The sequence below is a fragment of the Pedobacter sp. BAL39 genome (genome assembly GCF_000170795.1).
GTDB lineage: Bacteria > Bacteroidota > Bacteroidia > Sphingobacteriales > Sphingobacteriaceae > Pedobacter.
The window spans coordinates 66,071-86,035 of record NZ_ABCM01000023.1 but is presented as its reverse complement, the minus strand read 5'-3'; the positions used below and the strand labels follow the sequence as shown (position 1 = coordinate 86,035).

General features: G+C 43.7%; 18 protein-coding genes. 9 read left to right on the top strand and 9 right to left on the bottom strand.

The window, feature by feature from the left end; genetic code table 11:
• The 3 genes from PBAL39_RS21825 to PBAL39_RS21815 all read left to right on the top strand — a co-directional run.
• On the top strand, window positions 1-698 hold a 698-nt coding region (locus tag PBAL39_RS21825), incomplete at its 5' end, for a prolipoprotein diacylglyceryl transferase (RefSeq protein ID WP_008245722.1).
• A 10-nt stretch (window positions 699-708) separates the two neighbouring features.
• On the top strand, window positions 709-1,509 hold the full coding sequence (locus PBAL39_RS21820; protein WP_039867423.1) for an inositol monophosphatase family protein: 801 nt from the start codon (window positions 709-711) through the stop codon (window positions 1,507-1,509).
• 441 nt (window positions 1,510-1,950) lie between these two features.
• Complete coding sequence (locus tag PBAL39_RS21815) at window positions 1,951-2,790, top strand: DUF6266 family protein (RefSeq protein WP_008245720.1); 840 nt, start codon at window positions 1,951-1,953, stop codon at window positions 2,788-2,790.
• A gap of 298 nt (window positions 2,791-3,088) precedes the next feature.
• Here PBAL39_RS21815 and PBAL39_RS21810 read toward each other — a convergent pair whose 3' ends face one another.
• The 3 genes from PBAL39_RS21810 to PBAL39_RS21800 form a co-directional block, all read right to left on the bottom strand.
• A complete protein-coding gene (locus PBAL39_RS21810) occupies window positions 3,089-3,640 on the bottom strand; it encodes a NifU family protein (protein WP_008245719.1) in 552 nt (183 codons plus the stop codon).
• 78 nt (window positions 3,641-3,718) lie between these two features.
• Window positions 3,719-5,065, bottom strand: a complete 1,347-nt coding sequence (gene purB, locus PBAL39_RS21805) for an adenylosuccinate lyase (RefSeq protein WP_008245718.1) — start codon at window positions 5,063-5,065, stop codon at window positions 3,719-3,721.
• A gap of 213 nt (window positions 5,066-5,278) precedes the next feature.
• Window positions 5,279-5,497: a hypothetical protein gene (locus PBAL39_RS21800; protein ID WP_039867408.1), complete on the bottom strand. Its 219-nt coding sequence runs from the start codon at window positions 5,495-5,497 to the stop codon at window positions 5,279-5,281.
• A 364-nt stretch (window positions 5,498-5,861) separates the two neighbouring features.
• On the opposite strand from PBAL39_RS21800, the gene PBAL39_RS21795 reads away from it, so the two are divergent.
• The 4 genes from PBAL39_RS21795 (at window position 5,862) to PBAL39_RS21780 (ending at window position 9,186) form a co-directional block, all read left to right on the top strand.
• Window positions 5,862-6,320 carry a sigma-70 family RNA polymerase sigma factor gene (locus PBAL39_RS21795; protein ID WP_008245717.1) on the top strand — a complete coding sequence of 153 codons (459 nt, stop codon included), beginning with the start codon at window positions 5,862-5,864 and terminating at the stop codon, window positions 6,318-6,320.
• 6 nt (window positions 6,321-6,326) lie between these two features.
• Window positions 6,327-7,418, top strand: a complete 1,092-nt coding sequence (locus PBAL39_RS21790; protein WP_008245715.1) for a S1C family serine protease — start codon at window positions 6,327-6,329, stop codon at window positions 7,416-7,418.
• A 126-nt stretch (window positions 7,419-7,544) separates the two neighbouring features.
• Complete coding sequence (locus tag PBAL39_RS21785) at window positions 7,545-8,498, top strand: DUF72 domain-containing protein (protein ID WP_008245713.1); 954 nt, start codon at window positions 7,545-7,547, stop codon at window positions 8,496-8,498.
• 52 nt (window positions 8,499-8,550) lie between these two features.
• Entirely contained in the window at window positions 8,551-9,186 is a 636-nt protein-coding gene (locus tag PBAL39_RS21780; protein WP_008245710.1) for a peroxiredoxin, read from the top strand.
• Window positions 9,187-9,286: 100 nt separating this feature from the next.
• On the opposite strand, the gene PBAL39_RS21775 is transcribed toward PBAL39_RS21780, so the two are convergent.
• The 6 genes from PBAL39_RS21775 to PBAL39_RS21750 all read right to left on the bottom strand — a co-directional run bounded on the left by PBAL39_RS21775 (window position 9,287) and on the right by PBAL39_RS21750 (window position 16,930).
• Window positions 9,287-12,286, bottom strand: coding sequence for a DUF2723 domain-containing protein (locus PBAL39_RS21775; protein WP_008245708.1), 3,000 nt, complete (start codon window positions 12,284-12,286; stop codon window positions 9,287-9,289).
• A gap of 133 nt (window positions 12,287-12,419) precedes the next feature.
• Entirely contained in the window at window positions 12,420-13,601 is a 1,182-nt protein-coding gene (locus tag PBAL39_RS21770; protein WP_008245705.1) for a hypothetical protein, read from the bottom strand.
• A gap of 19 nt (window positions 13,602-13,620) precedes the next feature.
• Window positions 13,621-14,895, bottom strand: a complete 1,275-nt coding sequence (locus tag PBAL39_RS21765) for an aspartate kinase (RefSeq protein WP_008245703.1) — start codon at window positions 14,893-14,895, stop codon at window positions 13,621-13,623.
• 1 nt (window position 14,896) lies between these two features.
• Window positions 14,897-15,715 (bottom strand): DUF3298 and DUF4163 domain-containing protein, encoded by an 819-nt coding sequence (locus PBAL39_RS21760; protein WP_232282996.1) that lies wholly within the window; start codon window positions 15,713-15,715, stop codon window positions 14,897-14,899.
• A gap of 52 nt (window positions 15,716-15,767) precedes the next feature.
• Window positions 15,768-16,241, bottom strand: coding sequence for a GNAT family N-acetyltransferase (locus tag PBAL39_RS21755; protein WP_008245701.1), 474 nt, complete (start codon window positions 16,239-16,241; stop codon window positions 15,768-15,770).
• Entirely contained in the window at window positions 16,241-16,930 is a 690-nt protein-coding gene (locus PBAL39_RS21750) for a YggS family pyridoxal phosphate-dependent enzyme (protein ID WP_008245700.1), read from the bottom strand. Before PBAL39_RS21750 ends, PBAL39_RS21755 begins: the two co-directional genes overlap by 1 nt.
• Before the next feature lie 71 nt (window positions 16,931-17,001).
• On the opposite strand from PBAL39_RS21750, the gene PBAL39_RS21745 reads away from it, so the two are divergent.
• Window positions 17,002-17,505 (top strand): DUF4296 domain-containing protein, encoded by a 504-nt coding sequence (locus PBAL39_RS21745; RefSeq protein ID WP_008245699.1) that lies wholly within the window; start codon window positions 17,002-17,004, stop codon window positions 17,503-17,505.
• A 2-nt stretch (window positions 17,506-17,507) separates the two neighbouring features.
• The gene (locus PBAL39_RS21740; protein ID WP_039867404.1) at window positions 17,508-19,880 is read left to right on the top strand and encodes an endonuclease MutS2; all 2,373 of its coding nucleotides are present in this window, start codon (window positions 17,508-17,510) and stop codon (window positions 19,878-19,880) included.
• Window positions 19,881-19,965: the final 85 nt, after the last annotated feature.

Below are 19,965 nucleotides of genomic sequence, written 5' to 3'. Positions count from 1 at the left end.
TATGGGCGGCGATCTGGGGTTTTCTGGGTGCCAAGATCTTTGATAACCTGGAGCATTGGGATACTTTTGTTGCTGATCCGATCAACAGCTTATTGTCATTCAGTGGTTTGACCTTTTACGGCGGACTGATCTGCGGTGGTGCTGCCGTGCTGTATATTGCCAGAAAGAACAACATTAAACCCCTGCACATGCTGGACATCGGTGGACCCGGGATGATGCTTGCTTACAGCATCGGACGGATCGGGTGTCATATGTCTGGAGATGGCGACTGGGGAATTGCGAACCTAAATCCTAAGCCCTTTACCTGGCTTCCGGACTGGCTATGGGCCTATACGTATCCTAACAACGTGGCCAATGAAGGTCAGCATATAGCCGGCTGTGTGGGTAAATTCTGTAACGAGCTTCCATTACCGGTATATCCTACACCTATTTATGAGGTGATCGTTTGTTTTATCCTGTTTCTGATCCTCTGGCGTATCCGTACGCGGATCCATCTGCCGGGAATGATGTTCGGCATTTACCTGATGATGAATGGTGTGGAACGCTTTTTCGTAGAGCTGATCCGTGTGAATACGAAGTATCACGTCGCGGGAATTGCCTTTACACAGGCAGAGATGATTTCTTTAATCCTTTTCCTTTCTGGTCTGCTTCTTGTCGTTTTTGCAATTAAGAATAAGGAAAAACACGCAAACTACTAAAATCAGGGCTTTGAATTACGAATTATTATGTGCTAAAGTCGTTTCGATCGTAAGGCTGACTGGCAATTATATCCGCAGGGAATCGATGACCTTCAATGAGCAGTCTATAGAACTGAAGGGATTGAACGATCTGGTGTCTCATGTTGATAAAAATGCAGAGAAACAGCTGGTACGAAATTTAACAAAGCTGATTCCTGAGGCTGGATTTTTTACAGAAGAAGATACCGTCAATACCAATGGGGAACATTTTAACTGGATCATCGATCCTCTCGATGGGACCACCAACTTTATTCATGGTGTGCCGACCTACGCGGTCAGCGTTGCCCTGTATGAAGACGGAAAGCCGGTGATCGGCGTCGTATATGAGATCAACCGCGGAGAGATGTTCTCTACGTACAAGGGCGGTGCTGCTTATCTGAATAACAAAGAAATCCGGGTTTCTCAGCGAACTGCTCTTTCGAACTCGCTGCTGGCAACAGGCTTCCCTTATTATCAGTTTGATAAACAACCTCAGTATATGCGACTGCTGGAAGATCTCATGAAGAAGTGCCATGGCTTGCGTCGAATTGGTTCAGCAGCTACTGATCTTGCTTATGTGGCTTGTGGCCGCTTTGATGCCTTCTTTGAGTATAATCTGAATGCTTACGATGTTGCTGCCGGGGCATATCTTGTAGAGCAGGCGGGAGGGAAGATCCTTAACTTCTCCGGAGGCAATGAGTTTATTGAAAAACGCGAAATCCTGGCTAGCAATGGTGGGGTTACCGAAGAATTGCTTACCAACATTGCCCAGCATTTCAATTCCGACATTTAGCATTTTATTTTTTTCTTCTTGGTTGTCCTGTTATTCGAGGCCGGCAGGTGTTTTATTCATAAAAATTCATGCTGGTATGTTGGCCGTGTATGTCACGCAGGAATCTGGATAGTCTGAACTTGGTAAAGGATATGGATAAGATTGATGGGCGAAAAGATCAAAAATACTTCTGCGCTCATTCTGATCTTGTTTTCTATTGAAGGTAGGTTGGGTTCATATTGTCCCCTGGTTGGTGGGACCTTCCATGTACCAATAGTCCCGGTAAGCTGGTGTCAAGCATAACTGATGCAGCAAACAGATCCACACTAATGCAAAACAAGATGAGCACAAGCAAATAATATAAGCGGAGCAAATTCAAAATACGTTTGCATTTTAAACACAGGAGTGCTAAATTGGTCAGCAATTAATTGAAAGTCACTTACAAAATTAAACTAACTAACTATGGCAATCGCAAATCACAACAACGGCCTGTTTATCGGGAAAGTCGGCAACACCGTTACTTATCTACTTAATGGAAAGTACGTCATGCGTACTATTGGCAAATCTAAAAAAAAGCTCAGTGACAAACAACTGGCGAACCTGATGTCCATGAGGGTAACCATGAAATTCCTTTGCTCCCTGAAACCTTTCGTTGATGCGGGCTTCGGACTGGAGGCTGTGGGGACGGATAAAAATGCTTTTAACCTCGCTACCTCTGCAGTCAAAAAACACGCAATTAAGGGAGAATATCCAAATTTAAATATCGATTACAGCAAGGTGCTACTGAGTAGGGGCACAGTGCCTGCACCGGAGGGAGTAAGTATCAGCAAAGCAGATCATGGGATACTGATCAAATGGGATGAAGCCCGGCCGGGACAGGCCCGCAGACTGGAAGACAGTGTAATGGTGCTGCTCCATTTTCCTGAAACGGATAATTCTATGATGACATTTCATGCTGGAAAACGAAAAGACGGGTCATGTTTCTATGAACTACCAAAATCTTACCAAAACAGGCACATTGAAGCGTACGTCAGTTTTAGACAGAGTGATGCAAAGGCGGTATCTGATTCGGTATATGCGGGATCATTAAATGCTGAATACAAAAGGGATAAGGACATCGAGAACAACAAACGTTACACGGAAACGAAAGCGCGTTTTGATGTAATAGAAGCGACTTTGAAGAAAAAGCTGGTCCTCAGCAACGGCATGATCATTAACAATAAACCTTACAGGCATTTAACCAGGGAATATGAGGTGCTGAAGGAGCAACTGAAAAATATGCCAGGGAAGTCACTCTCCTAAAAAGGCAATCGATTAGGGATCATATCAGTACAGCAATAAAAAAAAACCTGTAACCCCAGTCTTATAGGCATGCGTTTTTCCCTGTAAAAAGGTAAAACAAGGTATTGGTATGCGGTTTTTTTTGTCAGCAAATTTAAAAAGTATACTCCTGACTTAAGCATATAGGTCGGATGCCTGATGTGCGCCCAATAAAAAAAGCCTTTATACAAAGAGCACATATAAAATCTTTCCTTCAAAAGATTTTGAGTCCGATTGTATAAAGGCCTTTTTTTAACCTAAAACAACAATAATGATTGTATTATAGCGCTTCAGATACTACTTCTTTTACTTCCGGAACCATGCGCTGTAACAAGTTCTGTATACCTGATTTTAGCGTGATGGTAGAAGAAGGGCAACCGCTGCATGAACCGCGAAGTTCTACAGTAACGACACCTTCGTCGAAAGATTTATAACTGATGGCACCACCGTCCTGTTCAACAGCCGGGCGCACATAGTCATGAAGAATCTGCTGAATCTTGATCTCCAGGTCAGAACCTTCAAATGCAGGAGCTTCAGCCTGTGTTTCTTCTTTGATTTTATATTCTGATTCTACAGCACCTTTGACAAAATCTTTAAGGAGTGCTTCAATGTCTTGCCAGTCAGCATCCTCTGTTTTTGTGATGGTCACAAAATTGCTGGCAAAGAATACACCGTTCACAAAGTTGAACTTGAACAGTTCCTTTGCAAACTGCGAATGTTCAGCGCTTTCTCTTGTTGCAAAATCTTCACTGCCATTGATCAATAATTTATTGACCATGAATTTCATGGTGGCAGGGTTAGGGGTTTGTTCTGTATATACGTTGATAGTCATTGTCTTTTTTTATTACAAAAATAAATAATTCGACTAAGCAATTTATGGTGCCGATGTCTGTTTTAGGTCATTATAATATTAGAAAATTCCCGTGTAGTTGAAAGGGGTAATTTTCTTAAGCTCAGTTTTAATGAGGTCACTTACCTGAAGGCCGTCAATGAATACGGCCATGGTATCAGCTGTAATCTTCTGATTTGTTCTGGTGAGGTCTTTTAACGCTTCATAAGGGTTCGGGTAGGCCTCTCTTCTCAGCACAGTCTGGATCGCTTCAGCCACAACAGCCCAGTTGTTTTCCAGATCTGCGGCAATCATCTCGTTGTTCAGGAGCAGCTTATTAAGTCCCCTTAAGGTAGAATTGATCGCGATGGTGGTGTGTGCCATCGGAACGCCTACATTTCTCAGTACTGTAGAGTCTGTAAGGTCACGTTGTAACCTCGATATTGGCAATTTGGCCGCAAAGAATTCAAATAATGCATTTGCAATGCCGGCGTTACCTTCTGCGTTCTCAAAATCGATTGGATTGACTTTATGAGGCATGGCAGAGGATCCCACTTCACCTTCTTTAATTTTCTGTTTGAAATAATTTTTGGAGATGTAGGCCCAGATGTCCCTGTCCAGATCGATGATGATGTTGTTGATTCTTTTTAGCGCATCACATTGAGCCGCAAACTGATCATAATGTTCAATCTGGGTGGTGTGCTGTGCACGTGTAAGTCCCAGGACATTGTTTACGAAGTTGTTGGAGAAGTCTACCCAATTCAGTTCCGGATAGGCGATGTGGTGTGCATTGAAATTTCCTGTAGCACCACCAAATTTTGCACTGTTGGGGATATTTTGCAGATTCTTCAATTGTATTTCCAATCGCTCAGCGAACACCAGGAATTCCTTTCCCAGTTTTGTGGGAGATGCCGGTTGTCCGTGGGTATGTGCGAGCAGGGGAATGTCTTTCCATTCTGTCGCCAGTTCTTTGATCCTTCCGATCAGGCTGGTGATGGCCGGATAGTACACTTCCTGCAGGGCAAGTTTAAATGTATAAGGAATCGCGGTGTTATTGATGTCCTGAGAGGTCAGTCCGAAGTGGATAAACTCTTTGTAGTCCTGAAGACCGAGGATGTCAAATTGTTTCTTAATGAAATATTCAACCGCTTTGACGTCGTGGTTGGTGATTTTTTCGGTGTCTTTGATTTCCTGTGCATGGCTGTCGTCAAATTGTTTATAGATCAGACGCAGCTTATCGTATGTTCCTTTATCAAATTCAGTAAGGCCAGGGAGTCCGGTTTCCGCCAATGCGATGAAATACTCTACCTCTACATATACTCTGTATTTGATCAGTGCATATTCCGAAAAATATTTTGAAAGGTTTTCTGTAGTATTTCTATAACGTCCATCAACAGGGGAGATGGCTTGAAGTGATGATAAATTCATGAATGTAACGATTTTTAAAAATGCAAAGTTAACATTATTAGCCGTTTTTCATGAATATGATTGCTGAAAGCAGTGGGAGGAGGATTGGTCAGATAGGTTATATCGACCGGGCTTGATGAATGAAAGGACAGCCGTAAGCCTGGGCGGAAGTTATGGACATAAAAAAAGTCTTTGGAATCATCCAAAGACTTTTTTTATAAAGCTTTTTTAAGCTTAGTGTTTAGCTACAGTGTCAGTAGTAGTAGTTGTAGTTTTAACTGTAGTATCTTTTACAGTTGAATCAACAACGTTAGTATCAACTTCAGTAACAACTGCGCTTGAATCAGTTACAGTAGTATCTGTAGATTCGCCAGTTTTTTCTGAACCGCCACAAGCTGAAACTGATAAAGTGATTGCTAAAGCTAAAAAGCCTAATTTAAATGCGTTTTTCATTCTAATTCTGTTTTAAATAATTAATTAATTTTACAGATTAATACCTCAAATATGAAAAGGTAACCCAGTAACCTTAAAAAAAATAAAAAATATTTTTTCGATGCGATTTAGGTTACCCACAGCGTTCTTCAGGTATTAAGCTGCAGGTTATTTTCCTACCAGATACCGCGGTATTTGGTATTCACGCGGCGAAGGTAAAAAAAATATTTTTTTTTGCTATCATTGGGTTACCATTCACGTATAAATGTATTAATTGGTGAGTAATAAGTTAAGCAGTTCAGTTCCAACAGATAGAGAGGTAGTTTTAGGGGTACTTAATAACTCAGATGATGCACTAAATAAATTGTATACCGGGTACTTTCCGATGATTTTACAATTTATATTAAATAATAACGGTGACGAGGATGATGCAAAAGATGTGTATCAGGAAGGAATCATCGTTTTATATAATAAGATTAAAGGTGGTGATTTTGAGTTGAGCAGTAAGTTAAAGACCTATATCTATTCAGTTTGCAGACGCATATGGCTAAAGAAGCTTGCACAGCAGAGTAAGAAGACCAGCAACATTGCGGACTTTGAAGATGTGATCTCCGTCGAGGTAGATGTAGAGCATCATGAAGAGAAGGACAAACAATTTGATAAGATGCAGGATGCATTGGTCCATCTGGGAGAACCTTGCAAAACCATTATTCAGGATTTTTACATCAACAATCTCAGCATGCAGGACATCTGTGAGAAATTTGGCTACACGAATACAGACAATGCCAAAACACAGAAATATAAATGTCTGCAGCGACTGAAGAAGTTGTTTTTTCAAGTTTAAGGTGATATGAGAAACGAGATTGAGTTACAGGTTATAATAGAAGACTACCTTAAGGGTAATCTTTCGGAATCAGAGGCAAAAGCTTTTGAGGAACTGCGCATTAGCGATCCTTCGGTAGATCATAAGGTAGTTACTCATAAGGTGTTTCTTGATGCTATGGGAGATTATGCTGCTACGCTTGATTTGAAGAGCAGGATGGATCAGATCCATGCGGATATCGACGTTCCGGCGCTGAGCAGGGAGCTTGGACCTCATCCATCGAAGATCGTCAATATGTGGCGTAAAAATAAAGCTGCAATTGCTGTTGCTGCTTCATTCATCTTCCTGGCCTCGGTTACCGTATATTCCATTAAACAAAATACAAAACAGATTGGTGACGTTCAGTTGGTGAGCAGACAGCTTGCGAAGATGAGCTCTGTTCAGAACAACCTGATCCGTAAGTTAAATAACGGTGCAGCTGCGCAGAAAAGCGCTAAACCTGCAAACTATGGTGGAACAGGCTTTGCGCTGACCGCAAATGGCTACATCTGCACAAACCTTCATGTGGTCGATGGAGCAGACTCCGTCTATGTTCAGAATAGCAAGGGTGAATCATTTAAAGTTTCTATTCCTTTCCGTGATCCTCAGTATGACCTTGCCATTTTGAAAATTGAGGATGAGGGTTTCAAATCATTATCAAATCTGCCATACAAGATCAGAAATAACAACATCGGCATGGGAGAACAAGTATATACACTGGGCTTTCCTAAGGATGATGCTGTTTTTGGTGAAGGTTATGTGAGTTCTAAAACCGGTCACAATGGTGACACTACCCAGTATCAGGTTTCTATATTAGTGAATCCGGGCAACAGTGGTGGTCCTTTGCTGGACAACCAGGGAAATGTGATCGGTGTGGTCTCTGCGAAGGAGAACCAGGTTGATGGTGCCACTTTCGCCATTAAATCTAAATATGTCCAGGAGGCTTTGCGCTCTATTGCCGATGATTCCTTAGGCAGAAGGACACCTTTTAATAAAAGAAAGTCGCTTCAGGGCTTGAGCAGAACCAAGCAGATTGAGAAAATGCAGGATTATGTATTTATGATCAAAGTATATAAATAGTCATCATTCATTTCGATGATGAATCTTAAAAACCCCGAAACTAATTGTTAGTTTCGGGGTTTTTATTTGATAGGTCAGGTCTTAAAATCGTTAGCTATTTTAGCATTGACAACAAAATACTTATATATGGAATTTGGAAAAGCATCAACAGAATCAATCAATAGTATCGATTTTACCCTGCCACCAGATGGCTTGCAGACCTTGGAAACCTTAAAAGGAAGGCCTGCAGATGCATTTTCCAGTTTTGTAGGCTGTGCAAAATGGGGTAGAAAGGAATGGGTTAACATGATTTACCCAGCAAAAACAAAGGAAGCCGATTTTCTTGACCAATATGTCAGACACTTTAATTCTATTGAACTCAATGCCGTATTTTACAGCATCCCTGGTCCTGAGCTGATCCGTAAATGGAAGGAAAAGGCTGAGGCAAATCATACGCAGGACTTTGTATTCTGTCCCAAGTTTTCACGTACCATCAGCCATATCAAACGGTTGAAAGATGCTGAAGAAGCAACAGACCTTTTCCTGAGCAGCATTTATGAGTTTGGTAAATATCTGGGTCCTTGCTTTTTACAGATGGGTGATAACTTCGGTCCGAAGAATATGGAGGTACTTGAGAAGTTCCTAACCTATCTTCCTATTGATCTGGACGTTTTTGTGGAGGTCCGTCATGAAGGCTGGTTTGCTGATCCTAAAGTACGCCAGGAACTGTTCGCCATGCTTTCCAGGTTAAAAAAGGGCGCTGTGATTACTGATGCCAGTGCCAGACGGGACTGTGTACACATGGAGTTGCCTACTTCACAGGCTTTTATCCGTTTTGTCGGGAATGGATCTGATTTTCAGGCATCCGATGAAGCCAGGATTGATGAATGGGTGCAGCGGCTGAAACTCTGGAAAGCACAAGGACTGGAGAAGCTTTATTTCTTTCTGCATCAGCACGATGAAAAGGATACACCATACATCGCTGATTATACGATCCGGGCATTTAACGAGCACCTGGGAACTGCAATTCCCACGGTCACTTTTCTATCTGAAAAAATTTCAGGCAAGGAAGATATGACAAAACAGCGTTCGTTATTTTAAAAAGTATACCTAACTTGTAGATTATTTTATATCCTTAAAAAAACACAATATTATGAGTTTAAGAATCGGGGACGTTGCTCCCAACTTTAAAGCACAAACATCCATTGGCAATATCGATTTTTATGAATTTTTAGGAGATAGCTGGGGTGTTTTATTTTCACATCCGGCAGACTATACTCCGGTTTGTACCACAGAGCTTGGCCGCACCGCCTCTCTGAAATCAGAGTTTGAAAAGAGAAATGTCAAAGTTCTGGCTTTAAGCGTGGACTCTGCAGAGTCGCACAAGGGCTGGATCAACGACATTAACGAAACTCAGAACACTAATGTAGAGTTCCCGATCATTGCCGATGAAGATAAAAAAGTGGCCGACCTTTATGATATGATCCATCCAAACGCATCTGAAACGTTGACGGTAAGGTCGCTGTTTGTGATTTCACCAGATAAAAAGGTCAAGCTGATGCTTACTTACCCTGCATCAACAGGAAGAAATTTCGATGAAGTCTTGAGAGTAATCGATTCCTTACAGCTTACTGCAAACTATAGCGTGGCTACTCCGGCCGACTGGAAAGATGGTGATGATGTGGTGGTAATGAACAGCATCAAAACAGAAGATATCCCGGCGAAGTTCCCTAAAGGGCATAAGGTCATCAAACCTTACCTGAGAACCACACCACAACCTAATAAATAAGAAGTTGTAATTATTTAATTAAGCAATCGTCATCATGGACTTCCAAGATGACGATTGTTGTTTATAAGTTGGTTGTCTACTGCTTTTAGCAATTTAAAAACTAGCCTAAAGAAGCGGTGAAGGCGTCTTCGAGCTGTCTACAGCGATCTTTGATCAATGTATGCAGACCTTGCTGTTTGTTCACTGCCGTGAGTTGCTGCAAACCGTTAAGAACGTGCATGCCCCATTGTATATCCCGTATCCTTCGCCGTTGTTGATTTCCTGTTAATGAAGTAAGGTATGCAAGTTCCTGATCAACAAATGAAAAGGTACTCTTAGCAAGCTGTGCCGCCTCATTTGGAGCTTTAAGTTCGTACAAAAGGTGTATGGTTTCCAGCTTATTCAGAGAATCTTTGATGGTATAATTTCTGGTAGGCATTTGCCTGATTGTTTTCAATAATAAATTGCGGGCTTTTGTGGGTTCTCCTGCCGTTAAAAGATTTCTGGCCAATGTATTATTGGTGGACCAGGTGCCGAACGCGATTCTGCGCGCCTCTGGGTCAAGATAATGAGCACGACGAAATGCAGAGAAGTCCATTTTGTCCATGACATTTTGATACATGACGTCATTGTTTGTGAGTTCTTCTTTTATACGTTCGTCCTTAGGGTCGCGCGCGAGTGGGAGCAGGCGGTAGGCATAACCTTCCTGATAAAGGTATTTGTCCAGGCCGATATAGGTGTCCTCAGACAAAGAAGTTCCAAAGTACACAGGTCTTTCCCAGTTGTTGTTGATCAGAATATCGAACATGGCGAGATCGGCCTTTCCGGCAAAATTTTTATTGAACGTCCACTCTATATTGCTGATCTGGTCCTTTTGCTCCCTGGATACCGTATTTGTTTTGATGACCTGGTCAGCATGTACAGTCAGCTTTAGTTTTTTGGTAGGCAGAAAATTCCTGTAAGTGCCATCCATCATTGGCACCTGATCTTCCTTCGCATCAGAAGTAAGTACTCCCAGCAGGTCCTTCAATTCAACACTATCTGTAAAATCATAATCTACATAAGGAAGGTAGTCCCTCAGACCTTTAACATATTTGCTTTCTGTCATTCTTATAGGAAGAGGGGCTGACTTGTTCATTTGTTTTTTCATCTGATTGATGTAGTTGTCATCACCCAGAAACTGCAGACAGACGACCCTAACATCTGTCCTGATCCCCTCTACTTCCTGCGCATACCATAAAGGGAAAGTATCATTGTCTGCGTTGGTGAATAGAATAGCATTTGCTGCGCATGAATTCAAGTAGTTTGTAGCATACTGAAGTGCCGTCGTTTTATTTGAACGGTTGTGGTCGTCCCATCCTTCTAAACCCATGAGTACAGGGACGGCCAATATGCAGGAGATAGCGGCTGCGACAAGACTAAGTCTGGCGGACACGTAGCGGTTTAGTAAATCTTTTACTGCAAGGAAGCCGAAGCCGATGAGAATGGCGAAGGCATAGAAGGATCCGACGTAAGCATAATCTCTTTCCCGCACCTGTAAAGGATCCTGGTTTAAGTAAAGGATAATGGCAAGCCCTGTGAAAAAGAACAAGGTGCAGACGACGAGGGCGATACCTTTGTTTCGCTGATAGAGAAAGACCAGTCCTGCGATGCCTAATAATAAGGGAAGGCCATAGTAAACATTTCTACCTTCGTTATTTTTTAATGTTTCTGGTAGATGGGATTGATTGCCCAGGCGCATGGCATCCAGTGGTTTGATGCCACTGATCCAGTTTCCTTCATGAAGGCTGCCCTGCCCTTGCTCATCATTCTGTCGTCCCACGAAATTCCAAAGGAAATAGCGGAAATACATGAATCCAACCTGGTAGCTGCTAAAAAAATGAAGGTTCTGAAAAAAGCCAGGACTCGTCCCTTCCTGAAGCCCCGTCCATTGCCTGTAGAATTCGGGATGCTGAGCTTTGTTGCTATACATCCGTGGAAAGAACATGTTTTTGTCGTACTCCAGCTTGAAGGACTGACCGGACTCTTCGTAAGTTGCTGCAGCTTTTCTATAGGTTTTGCCGGTGTCCTTCGATCCTGTCTGCTCTGCATCAAATGTCCTTCCATAGAGCAGCGGTGTTTCTCCATAATTTGTTCGCCCCAGATAATCGTATAGTGAATAGGCGTTATCAGGATTGGACAAGTTGATGTTCGGTTTAGCATTTGCCCTAATGACGATGGTAAAATAGCTGCTGAATCCGAACAACAGAAAGGTAAGGCAAACGAGTCCGAGGTTGAGCCGGTATTTTTTTTTGTGATTGGAATAGTAAAGCCCGTAACCGAGGCCGACGGCAACAATAAATATAAAAAACAGCGCTCCGGAGCCAAAGCCTAGTTTAAGCGTGTTCACAAAAAAGAGATCCATTTTTGCCGCCATGAGCACCGTATATTGCACGATGAGCACCTGTACGATGCCAACAAGGAGACAGCCGACACCTAAGGTTTTCCAGATGCCGGCGGTGCTCAGCTTTGGTGTCTTGTTGAGATAGTAGATGAATACCACAGCAGGAATTGTCAGCAGACTGAGCAAATGTGCACCTATGGAAAGACCAATGAGAAATGCAATGAAAATCAGCCAGCGATCGTTCTGCTGTCGCTCCCACTTCAGGATGGCCCAGAATACCATCGCTGTAAACAAAGAGGAGAGGGCATATACTTCAGCCTCTACCGCCGAAAACCAAAAGGTATCAGAAAAGGTGTAAGCCAGAGCCCCTACTATGCCAGCAGCAAATATGCCGGCAGTTTCCAGTTTCCGGCGACTGGGGTAAAGGCGTAGCGCCAGGGCGGTAATGGTCCAGTATAAAAACATAATTGTCCCTGCACTAAACAATACGGAGCTAAAGTTGAGCCAATAGGCCACTTTGGCGGTATCTCCCATTGCAAGAATAGAAAACATCCGTCCAATCATTAGAAACAGAGGTGCTCCCGGTTGATGTCCTACCTGGAGTTTATAAGCCGCGGAGAGGAACTCACCACAGTCCCAGAAACTAAGCGATGGTTCCATTGTAAGCCAATACACACCGGTGGCGACCGCAAAAAGAATAAACCCGATAAGATTGTTGATGCGTTGGTAATTTTTCATGAAAGCGGGATTTGGTTAGGTAATTTCAAAAGACACGGCCGTCAACTTGAAAAGAAAATGCGGCCTGTCATTCAAAAATACTTAAATCCTTGTCATTTAGTTTTTTACAAACGTTAAAGTATGTTAAAAAATGTTAATAGTGCTGCTCTATTTCGGTGTCAATAATGACATTCCCCCCATCTTTGGTCTGCGTGAAGATGAGGAAACGTAGCTGATCAGGTTTGATCTTGTACTTTTTTACCAGCTGTTCTGCTTTGTCAGGATAGTTTCTGGAGATCACATTTGCCTTTAAATTTTTTTCTTTCTTCAGTGTGGTTGCGGAAAGAAAACCCCGGACTTTAAACCGCCGTCCCGGAAATTCGGGGATTGCTGATGCTGACGTGTAAAGTTGTGTCTGATGCTGCAGTTTAAAAAGACCATAGCGCTCGCCAATCAGGTTAAATGCACCGCTTTTCAAGAGCGCTGCGTCAGGTTCATAAAGATACTCCTGAACCGGCCCCTGAAGCAGCCTTGCCTCCAGCTCTTCTTCTCCCTTTATGAAACTGAAGATTTTTTCTTCTTCATTTAGCGTGATGCAGCTGATTATTAACGCTTCCGGCTGTTTTTTTTCTAATATCCAGACCAGCTCTTTACATTCATTCCTGACACTTACAATGTGTATTTCAGCAACATGGTGCAGTTCCTTGAGACCAGAGCTAAGGTCAAGCAGGGGAGCAGTCTTCAGGATGACCCGATGTGCCCTGCTGAGGAGCAAGCTAAGGTTTTCTACAACATTGGGCGTACAATCCTTGAGCATGAAAACTTTGCCCATTGTACCCCTTCTGGCGGGGTCTATATAGATGTTGTCATAATGGGTTGTGTTGTTTTGGAGCTGAGCAATGCCATCTCCCGCAAAGAAAGTCAGGTTATCCTGCCCGAGGGTAGCCGCGTTATGGGCTGCAATTTCAGAGAGTTCCTGATTCAGCTCACAATGTGTGACGCTGCTGCAGCTTTTGGCGAAATAGAAGCTGTCGACACCAAAACCACCGGTAAGGTCGATCAAAGTGCCTTTTAAGGCCAGTCTGGATTTGTAAATTGCCGTACGTTCCGAGGAACATTGTTCTATGGATAACACCGGCGGAAAATACAGAAAGGAGCGCTCATACCACAACGGCAGCTTTTTCAGACATTTCTGCTTTGCCACAATCTGACCCGCAAGCTCCTGCCCGCTGACCGTAGGAAAAGGGCTTTTGGCCATGGCTATTTTGTAGGCGTCCTCATGAAGGTGCTGCCGGATGTAATGTTGTACCTCGCTATCTAAAATGTCTGGGTTCAAGGGCTGCCTGCTTACAAGTTTAACTGGTATGTTCCTTATCTCTCATTACGATCTGGCAGGTGTTGCGGCTTTTGACCTCCAGTAGGATGTTTTTATTGATTGTTACGCGGTCGATGGTCTGCTGGTTATAATACCTGATGGTCACCAATTCCAGTCCCGTGTTGTATTTTACCTGATAACGTACAGATAGCGCGGCAATCAATGCCTGTAGTTTTTCGGCATTGTCGTCAATACTCACTGAAAAGCTGATCGCCGAATTCAACATGGTGTTGATCTTTACCTTATGCTCATGAAAGATGTTGAAGATGTCACTCAGGTTTTCCTCAATGATGAACGAGAAGTCTTTTGGCAGAATGGAGATCAGGACCTGGTTGACCTTGAAGATGAACGAGGGTACCGGCAGATGATTCTCGGCGGTAGTAATGTCTGTTCCTTCAGCAGTGCTGTCGATGAAAGACCTCACATACAGCGGGATATTTTTATTTTGTAAAGGTTTGATGGTTTTAGGGTGAATGATCGTTGCCCCATAGTAAGCAAGTTCAATGGCATCACGATAGGACAATTGCGGAATTCTTTCCGTTTCATCAAACCATTTAGGATCCGCATTCAGGACACCTGGAACATCTTTCCAGATCGTCAGGTAATCAGCATGGAGGCAGGAGCAGAAGATGGCCGCACTGTAGTCGGAGCCCTCACGTCCAAGGGTTGTGGTGAAATTTTCGCTGGTGCCGCCGATGAACCCTTGCGTGACAACAATATTTTTTTCAAGTACCTGAGGAAGCTGAGCGCGGATGTCCATTTCTGTTTTTTCCCAATTTACATTCCCCTCGCGGTAGTTATTGTCGGTATGGATAAAGTTTCTGGCATCCACCCATTTTGCCTGGCATCCGGCGCTGTTCAGGTAGGCAGCAACGATTTTTGTCGACACCAACTCGCCAATGGACACAATCTGATCGTAGATGTAGTCCGGGGCATCTGAAGGCTCTTCTTCCAGCAGCCATTCCACCTCGACAAAGCTGTTGTTTACATCATCAAAAACAGGGTTTTTATGATCCGGAAAGAGCGTCGCCATCATGTTAAAGTGAAAGGCCTTGATCCCGTCAAAGATCTCCTGGGTATGGTCCATCCCTGAGATGTAGGCCCTGTAGAGGTCTTCCAGCTGATTGGTGATTTTTCCCATTGCGGAAATTACGATAAGCAGCTTTTCCTGTTGATGGTTACGTACAATATTGGCAACATTCATCACGCCTGTTGCGTCTTTCACAGAGGCGCCTCCGAATTTAAAAACGATCATATTATTTTGTGGTACTAAGTAAGTTATCTTGTCGGGCAATGGTATTGAGCTCGGCAAAAGGAATCAGCAGTTCCGTAGTGCCAAAGGCATAGGCTTTAATTTCATAAGGGTTGTACAGGAACTTGAGGCCATCTTTGGTGATGGTGAAGTTTCCGTTCAAATGAAAACGGTCGTTCTCAAAGAAGTAGACATCCTTCAGGCTTGCTGTAGGAGAGAGCTTCTCATTTTTCCTGAAGATCTGCTCTGCTAAGGCAACGAGCTGGGGCATGGTGCCCGGTTTGATCAGCGAGTCGAGCAGAATTTCCTGGTGTGTGGTGGGGTTGTAGTTCCAGTAGACTGCCATACTGTTTGGATGGGCACCACCGGCAAAACTTTCCGTAAAATGCAGGAGCGAAAGATAGTTGGGGTTTTTGGTGATGACCTCCGTTCTGTCGTTCAGCATCCAGGTTTGCGCGTACTCCTTATTTTCTTTAGCGAATTTGTCGAAATCATTGATAAATGTCGACACGACCTCCTGATACGATTTTGGTTTGGCCTGATCCGGTGAGTTGACCGATGCCTGAAGCACTTTCTCCTGTACAAAAGCATTGATCTGTGTGTCCTTGAAGATTGGGTATACCAGCACGGCGGTAGTCGTGTCAGCAATGCCGCTCTCGCCGGGCACCAGTTTTTTGCTGTCTACACTGATGGTATCATAAGAAAAACTCAGTGCGTTGGCATTGCCCTCATGAGTGGTGGTGTCGGTAGTGTCATTTGTTTTTTTCTCACTCTGACAAGCGGCGAAGCTTAAAGAAATCAATAATATGGCTAATTTTTTCATCTGCATTTGCTTTATGTTTACTCATGACCAGAACAAAGGCTGTGCCTTTATTCTAATTTTCAATTTTGTCCAGCTGCGCCGCAGACAGGGAAGCATTGAGCCATCCGGCTTCCACACCGGCATTGTATTTATTGTAGAAGTTGATCGCCGGAGTATTCCAGTCGAGCACCTGCCATACCATACCGGAGTAATTGCCTTCGCGTGCTTCCTGTACCACACGGTCAAACAATATTTTTCCTATGCCCTTGCCGCGTTGTGCATCTGTTACGATGAAATCTTCGAGGTATAACCTGCGTCCTTTCCAGGTAGAATAGCGGGTATAGAACAAGGCAAATCCAGCAATTTGACCATCACATTCTGCAACAAAAGCTTTCCATACCGGCTTTAGACCAAAACCTGCATCTACAAACTCTTCCAGTGTCACGGTGACTTCTTCCGGTGCTTTCTCGTAAAGCGCAAGTTCATGGATCAGCTCCATCAGCCGCCCACAGTCTTCCTGGCGTGCCGTTCTCATTGATATTTCCATTATTCGGCTTTCCAATGTTTGATTTTACGCTTTCCAAAAATACTGCTGCCAATGCGCACCATGGTACTTCCCGCTTCGATGGCAATTTTATAATCACCGGACATGCCCATAGACAACTCTTTGAAAGCGTCATCTTTTCTGAAGAAGCTGAGTTTGATGCCATCAAAAAGCACTTTAAGCTCGGTAAACTCGTCGTTGGTCTGCTTTTCTGATGCGTTGTTGCTTGCAATTCCCATCAGGCCGACAATGCGTACATTTTTAAGTACTGCAAACTCTTCGGAACGCAGGAGCTCAACGGCTTCGTCAAAGCCCAGACCAAATTTGGTATCTTCATCAGCAATATAAATCTGCAGCAGGCAGTCGATTACTCTTTTATGCTTTGCTGCCTGTTTATCAATCTCTATCAGTAGTTTAAGGCTGTCTACCGATTGGATCAGGCTGATGAATGGGGCAATGTATTTGACTTTGTTCGTTTGCAGGTGTCCGATCAGGTGCCATTCAATGTCCTTTGGTAGCTGAGCCTGTTTGTCAACAAGTTCCTGTACAATATTTTCTCCAAACACCCTTTGTCCGGCTTCATATGCTTCCAAAACTGCTTCGGCTTCATTGAATTTAGAAACCGCAATTAGTTGTACCTGCTCACTATCCAGCTCACTTTTATATTTTAATAAGTTATCTGCTATACTCATTTATCAGTATTTTTGGTAAAATTAAGAACCTTAGCGAACTTTGACTAAGAAATAATGATGTTTTGACCATAATGAGAAACTTTTTATATATAGCCCTCCTGATTTTATCCCTCAGCGGATGTAAGCCTGGAGTTCCCGGAGACATCATTCCAGCATCAGAAATGAGCAGCGTACTGATTGATATTCATGTTGCTGACGGCATCATTGGGAACATTCCTACGCCAGATTCGGCAAAAAAGATTGCCAGTGCTTATTACAATGGAATCTTCAAAAAGTACGGAATAGATTCTGCAAAATATGTGAAAAGCATGAACTATTACAACAGGAACCCTAAGGTAATGGACGAAATATACACTAGGGTAGTGGTTAACCTCGGGCATCAGAAAGATCTGATTTCCAAGGCCGACTCCCTGTCGTCGGTGAAGATGATGGCAGAAAGTAAATTAAAGATGCAGCGGGATTCCCTGAAAAGAGCCGGTCCTGAAGCACAGGTAAAGATGTTGCTCCGTGACACGGCCACGAAGACCATCGACTATGTCCAGTTTAAAATGAATTATAAATTGCCCAATAAATAAGTATGTTATATCCGGAGAATTGTTTAGAGCGTTTGGGATTTAATGAGATCAGACAACTTATTCATCAGCACTGCCTGAGCCCTATGGGCCAGCAGATGGTTAGTAAAATGCAGGTCATGACCAAGTATGACCAGATTAATAAATTTCTGAGGCAGACACATGAGTTCAAGAGCATTCTTGAAAATCAGGAACCCCTGCAGATCAGTACCTTTTTTGACATTAAAACTTTAGCCGATAAGATCAAGGTAGAAGGAACGTACCTCGTGGAGGAGGAGCTGCACCAGATGTATGCCTCCTTGCAGACGGTATTTTCCGTGCTCCGTTTTTTTGAAGAACGTAAAGAAGTATATCCGAACCTGGAGGCTCTTCTGGAACACCTTCCGGTAGAGAAGAATATCCTAAAACGCATTGAGACGGTGCTGGATCCAAAAGGAAAGATCAAGCCCAATGCCTCAACGGCCCTGCAGACCATCATTGGCGATATTGCAAAGACAGAACAGGATGTCCGCAAGCGGATGGACTCCATTTATAAACAGGCGGTAAGCAACAATTGGGTTGCTGATGGCAGCCTTACCATCCGTGATGGGAGGATGTGTATCCCTATCCTTGCTGAAAACAAAAGGAAGCTAAAGGGCTTTATCCATGATGAGTCGGCAAGTGGTCAGACAGTATATCTGGAACCTGAGGAAGTGTTCACCATGAACAACAAACTCAGGGACCTTGAATTTGACAAACGCCGGGAGATCATCAAGATCCTGATTGCGCTTACCACGGACCTGAGGCCTTATACGCCACTGCTGCTGTCCTATCATGGCTTCCTGACTAAACTCGACTTTGTGCGGGCGAAAGCTTTGTTCGCCATAGACATCGAAGCGGATATGCCCGTATTGGTGAAGGGACCCGTGGCCAGATTGATCAATGCCAGGCATCCACTACTGTACCTGTCTTTCAAAGAAGACCGTAAAACTGTAGTGCCACTCAATGTAGAAATTAAGGAAGACCTGCGTATTGTACTGGTGTCCGGCCCAAATGCAGGAGGAAAGTCAGTATGCATGAAGACTGTTGGCCTTTTACAGCTCATGTTGCAATCAGGGCTGCTGATTCCTGTTCATGAGTCCAGTGAGGTAGGGATCTATGAGAATATTTTTGCGGACATTGGTGATGACCAGTCTATTGAAAGTGATTTAAGTACTTACAGCGCACACCTGACCAAAATGCGCTACTTCGTGGCGCATGCCAGTCCCAAAACCCTCGTGCTGATCGATGAGTTTGGTACGGGTACGGATCCTCAGTTTGGAGGGCCGATGGCTGAAGCGGTGCTTGAAGTGCTGAACAACAAAAAGGTTCGTGGCGTGATTACCACGCACTATTCCAATTTAAAGCTGTTTGCCGGAAATACCCCGGGCCTGGAAAATGCATCCATGCTGTTCGACAATGACCGCATGAAACCGCTGTATGTGCTGGAAGTAGGTAAGCCGGGCAGTTCGTATGCTTTTGAAATTGCGCAGAACATCGGACTGCAAAAGGAGGTGCTGGAGCTCGCAAGGGCTAAAACAGGCACAAACCAGAACCGCATCGACAGCCTGCTGGTGGATCTTGAAAGGGAGAAAAAGCAGATTTACGATACCAAACTGCACCTCTCTACACAGCAGAATAAGGTGAAAAACCTGGTTGCTGAAAACGAGAAGCTGAAGTTGTTTCTTGATGAGAACAAAAAAGTGCTCATCAAAGAGGCGAAGCTGGAGGCACAGGCCATCATCAAAAATGCAAACAAGCTGGTAGAAAATACCATTGCTGAGATTAAAGAGAAGCAGGCCGACAAAACGGTAACCAAGCAACTGAGACAAAACCTGCAGAAGGTGATGGTACAGAACCATGTGAAGGAGGAGCCTAAGCCGGAACAGTCGGTACCCCTGAACACGCCTATCGAGGTGGGGGACTGGGTTCAGCTGCGCGACAGTGAGACTACAGGGCAGGTGCTGGAAATCAACAGGGATAACCTTGTTATTGCCCTTGGGGACCTGCGCTCGGTACTTAAGAAAAACAGGGTATTCAAGATCAGCAATAAACAGGCTAAAAAAGCCATACAGGCCAATTCTTATACCGGCAGCATCTCGGAGGCCATCGGGAACTTTACCGCAGAACTTGACCTGCGTGGTATGCGTGGCGATAATGCCCTTCACGAAGTAGAGAAGTATCTTGATAAGTCGATCATGCTGGGTTTCCCTTTTATCAAAATCATCCATGGTAAAGGTGATGGTATCCTCAGGAAACTGATCCGGGAATACCTTAGGAAATATAGCCAGGTCAACCGTGTGGAAGATGAACATGCCGACAGGGGTGGGGATGGGATCACTTACGTGTACTTTAATTGATGTTTTTAGGTTTCAGTGCGTTGACAGCCAATTGGTTTTGTGTTGATTTCAGTTAGTTCCGTGTTGATTTCATTTGGTTTTGTAT

What these genes read in the sequence shown, in the direction of transcription:
- PBAL39_RS21815 (WP_008245720.1), top strand. Translation starts at nt 1,951, where the DNA reads ATGGCAATCGCAAATCACAACAACGGCCTGTTTATCGGGAAAGTCGGC.
- PBAL39_RS21810 (WP_008245719.1), bottom strand. Translation starts at nt 3,640, where the DNA reads ATGACTATCAACGTATATACAGAACAAACCCCTAACCCTGCCACCATG.
- purB (WP_008245718.1), bottom strand. Translation starts at nt 5,065, where the DNA reads ATGAATTTATCATCACTTCAAGCCATCTCCCCTGTTGATGGACGTTAT.
- PBAL39_RS21800 (WP_039867408.1), bottom strand. Translation starts at nt 5,497, where the DNA reads ATGAAAAACGCATTTAAATTAGGCTTTTTAGCTTTAGCAATCACTTTA.
- PBAL39_RS21795 (WP_008245717.1), top strand. Translation starts at nt 5,862, where the DNA reads ATGATTTTACAATTTATATTAAATAATAACGGTGACGAGGATGATGCA.
- PBAL39_RS21790 (WP_008245715.1), top strand. Translation starts at nt 6,327, where the DNA reads ATGAGAAACGAGATTGAGTTACAGGTTATAATAGAAGACTACCTTAAG.
- PBAL39_RS21785 (WP_008245713.1), top strand. Translation starts at nt 7,545, where the DNA reads ATGGAATTTGGAAAAGCATCAACAGAATCAATCAATAGTATCGATTTT.
- PBAL39_RS21780 (WP_008245710.1), top strand. Translation starts at nt 8,551, where the DNA reads ATGAGTTTAAGAATCGGGGACGTTGCTCCCAACTTTAAAGCACAAACA.
- PBAL39_RS21775 (WP_008245708.1), bottom strand. Translation starts at nt 12,286, where the DNA reads ATGAAAAATTACCAACGCATCAACAATCTTATCGGGTTTATTCTTTTT.
- PBAL39_RS21765 (WP_008245703.1), bottom strand. Translation starts at nt 14,895, where the DNA reads ATGATCGTTTTTAAATTCGGAGGCGCCTCTGTGAAAGACGCAACAGGC.
- PBAL39_RS21760 (WP_232282996.1), bottom strand. Translation starts at nt 15,715, where the DNA reads ATGAAAAAATTAGCCATATTATTGATTTCTTTAAGCTTCGCCGCTTGT.
- PBAL39_RS21755 (WP_008245701.1), bottom strand. Translation starts at nt 16,241, where the DNA reads ATGGAAATATCAATGAGAACGGCACGCCAGGAAGACTGTGGGCGGCTG.
- PBAL39_RS21750 (WP_008245700.1), bottom strand. Translation starts at nt 16,930, where the DNA reads ATGAGTATAGCAGATAACTTATTAAAATATAAAAGTGAGCTGGATAGT.
- PBAL39_RS21745 (WP_008245699.1), top strand. Translation starts at nt 17,002, where the DNA reads ATGAGAAACTTTTTATATATAGCCCTCCTGATTTTATCCCTCAGCGGA.
- PBAL39_RS21740 (WP_039867404.1), top strand. Translation starts at nt 17,508, where the DNA reads ATGTTATATCCGGAGAATTGTTTAGAGCGTTTGGGATTTAATGAGATC.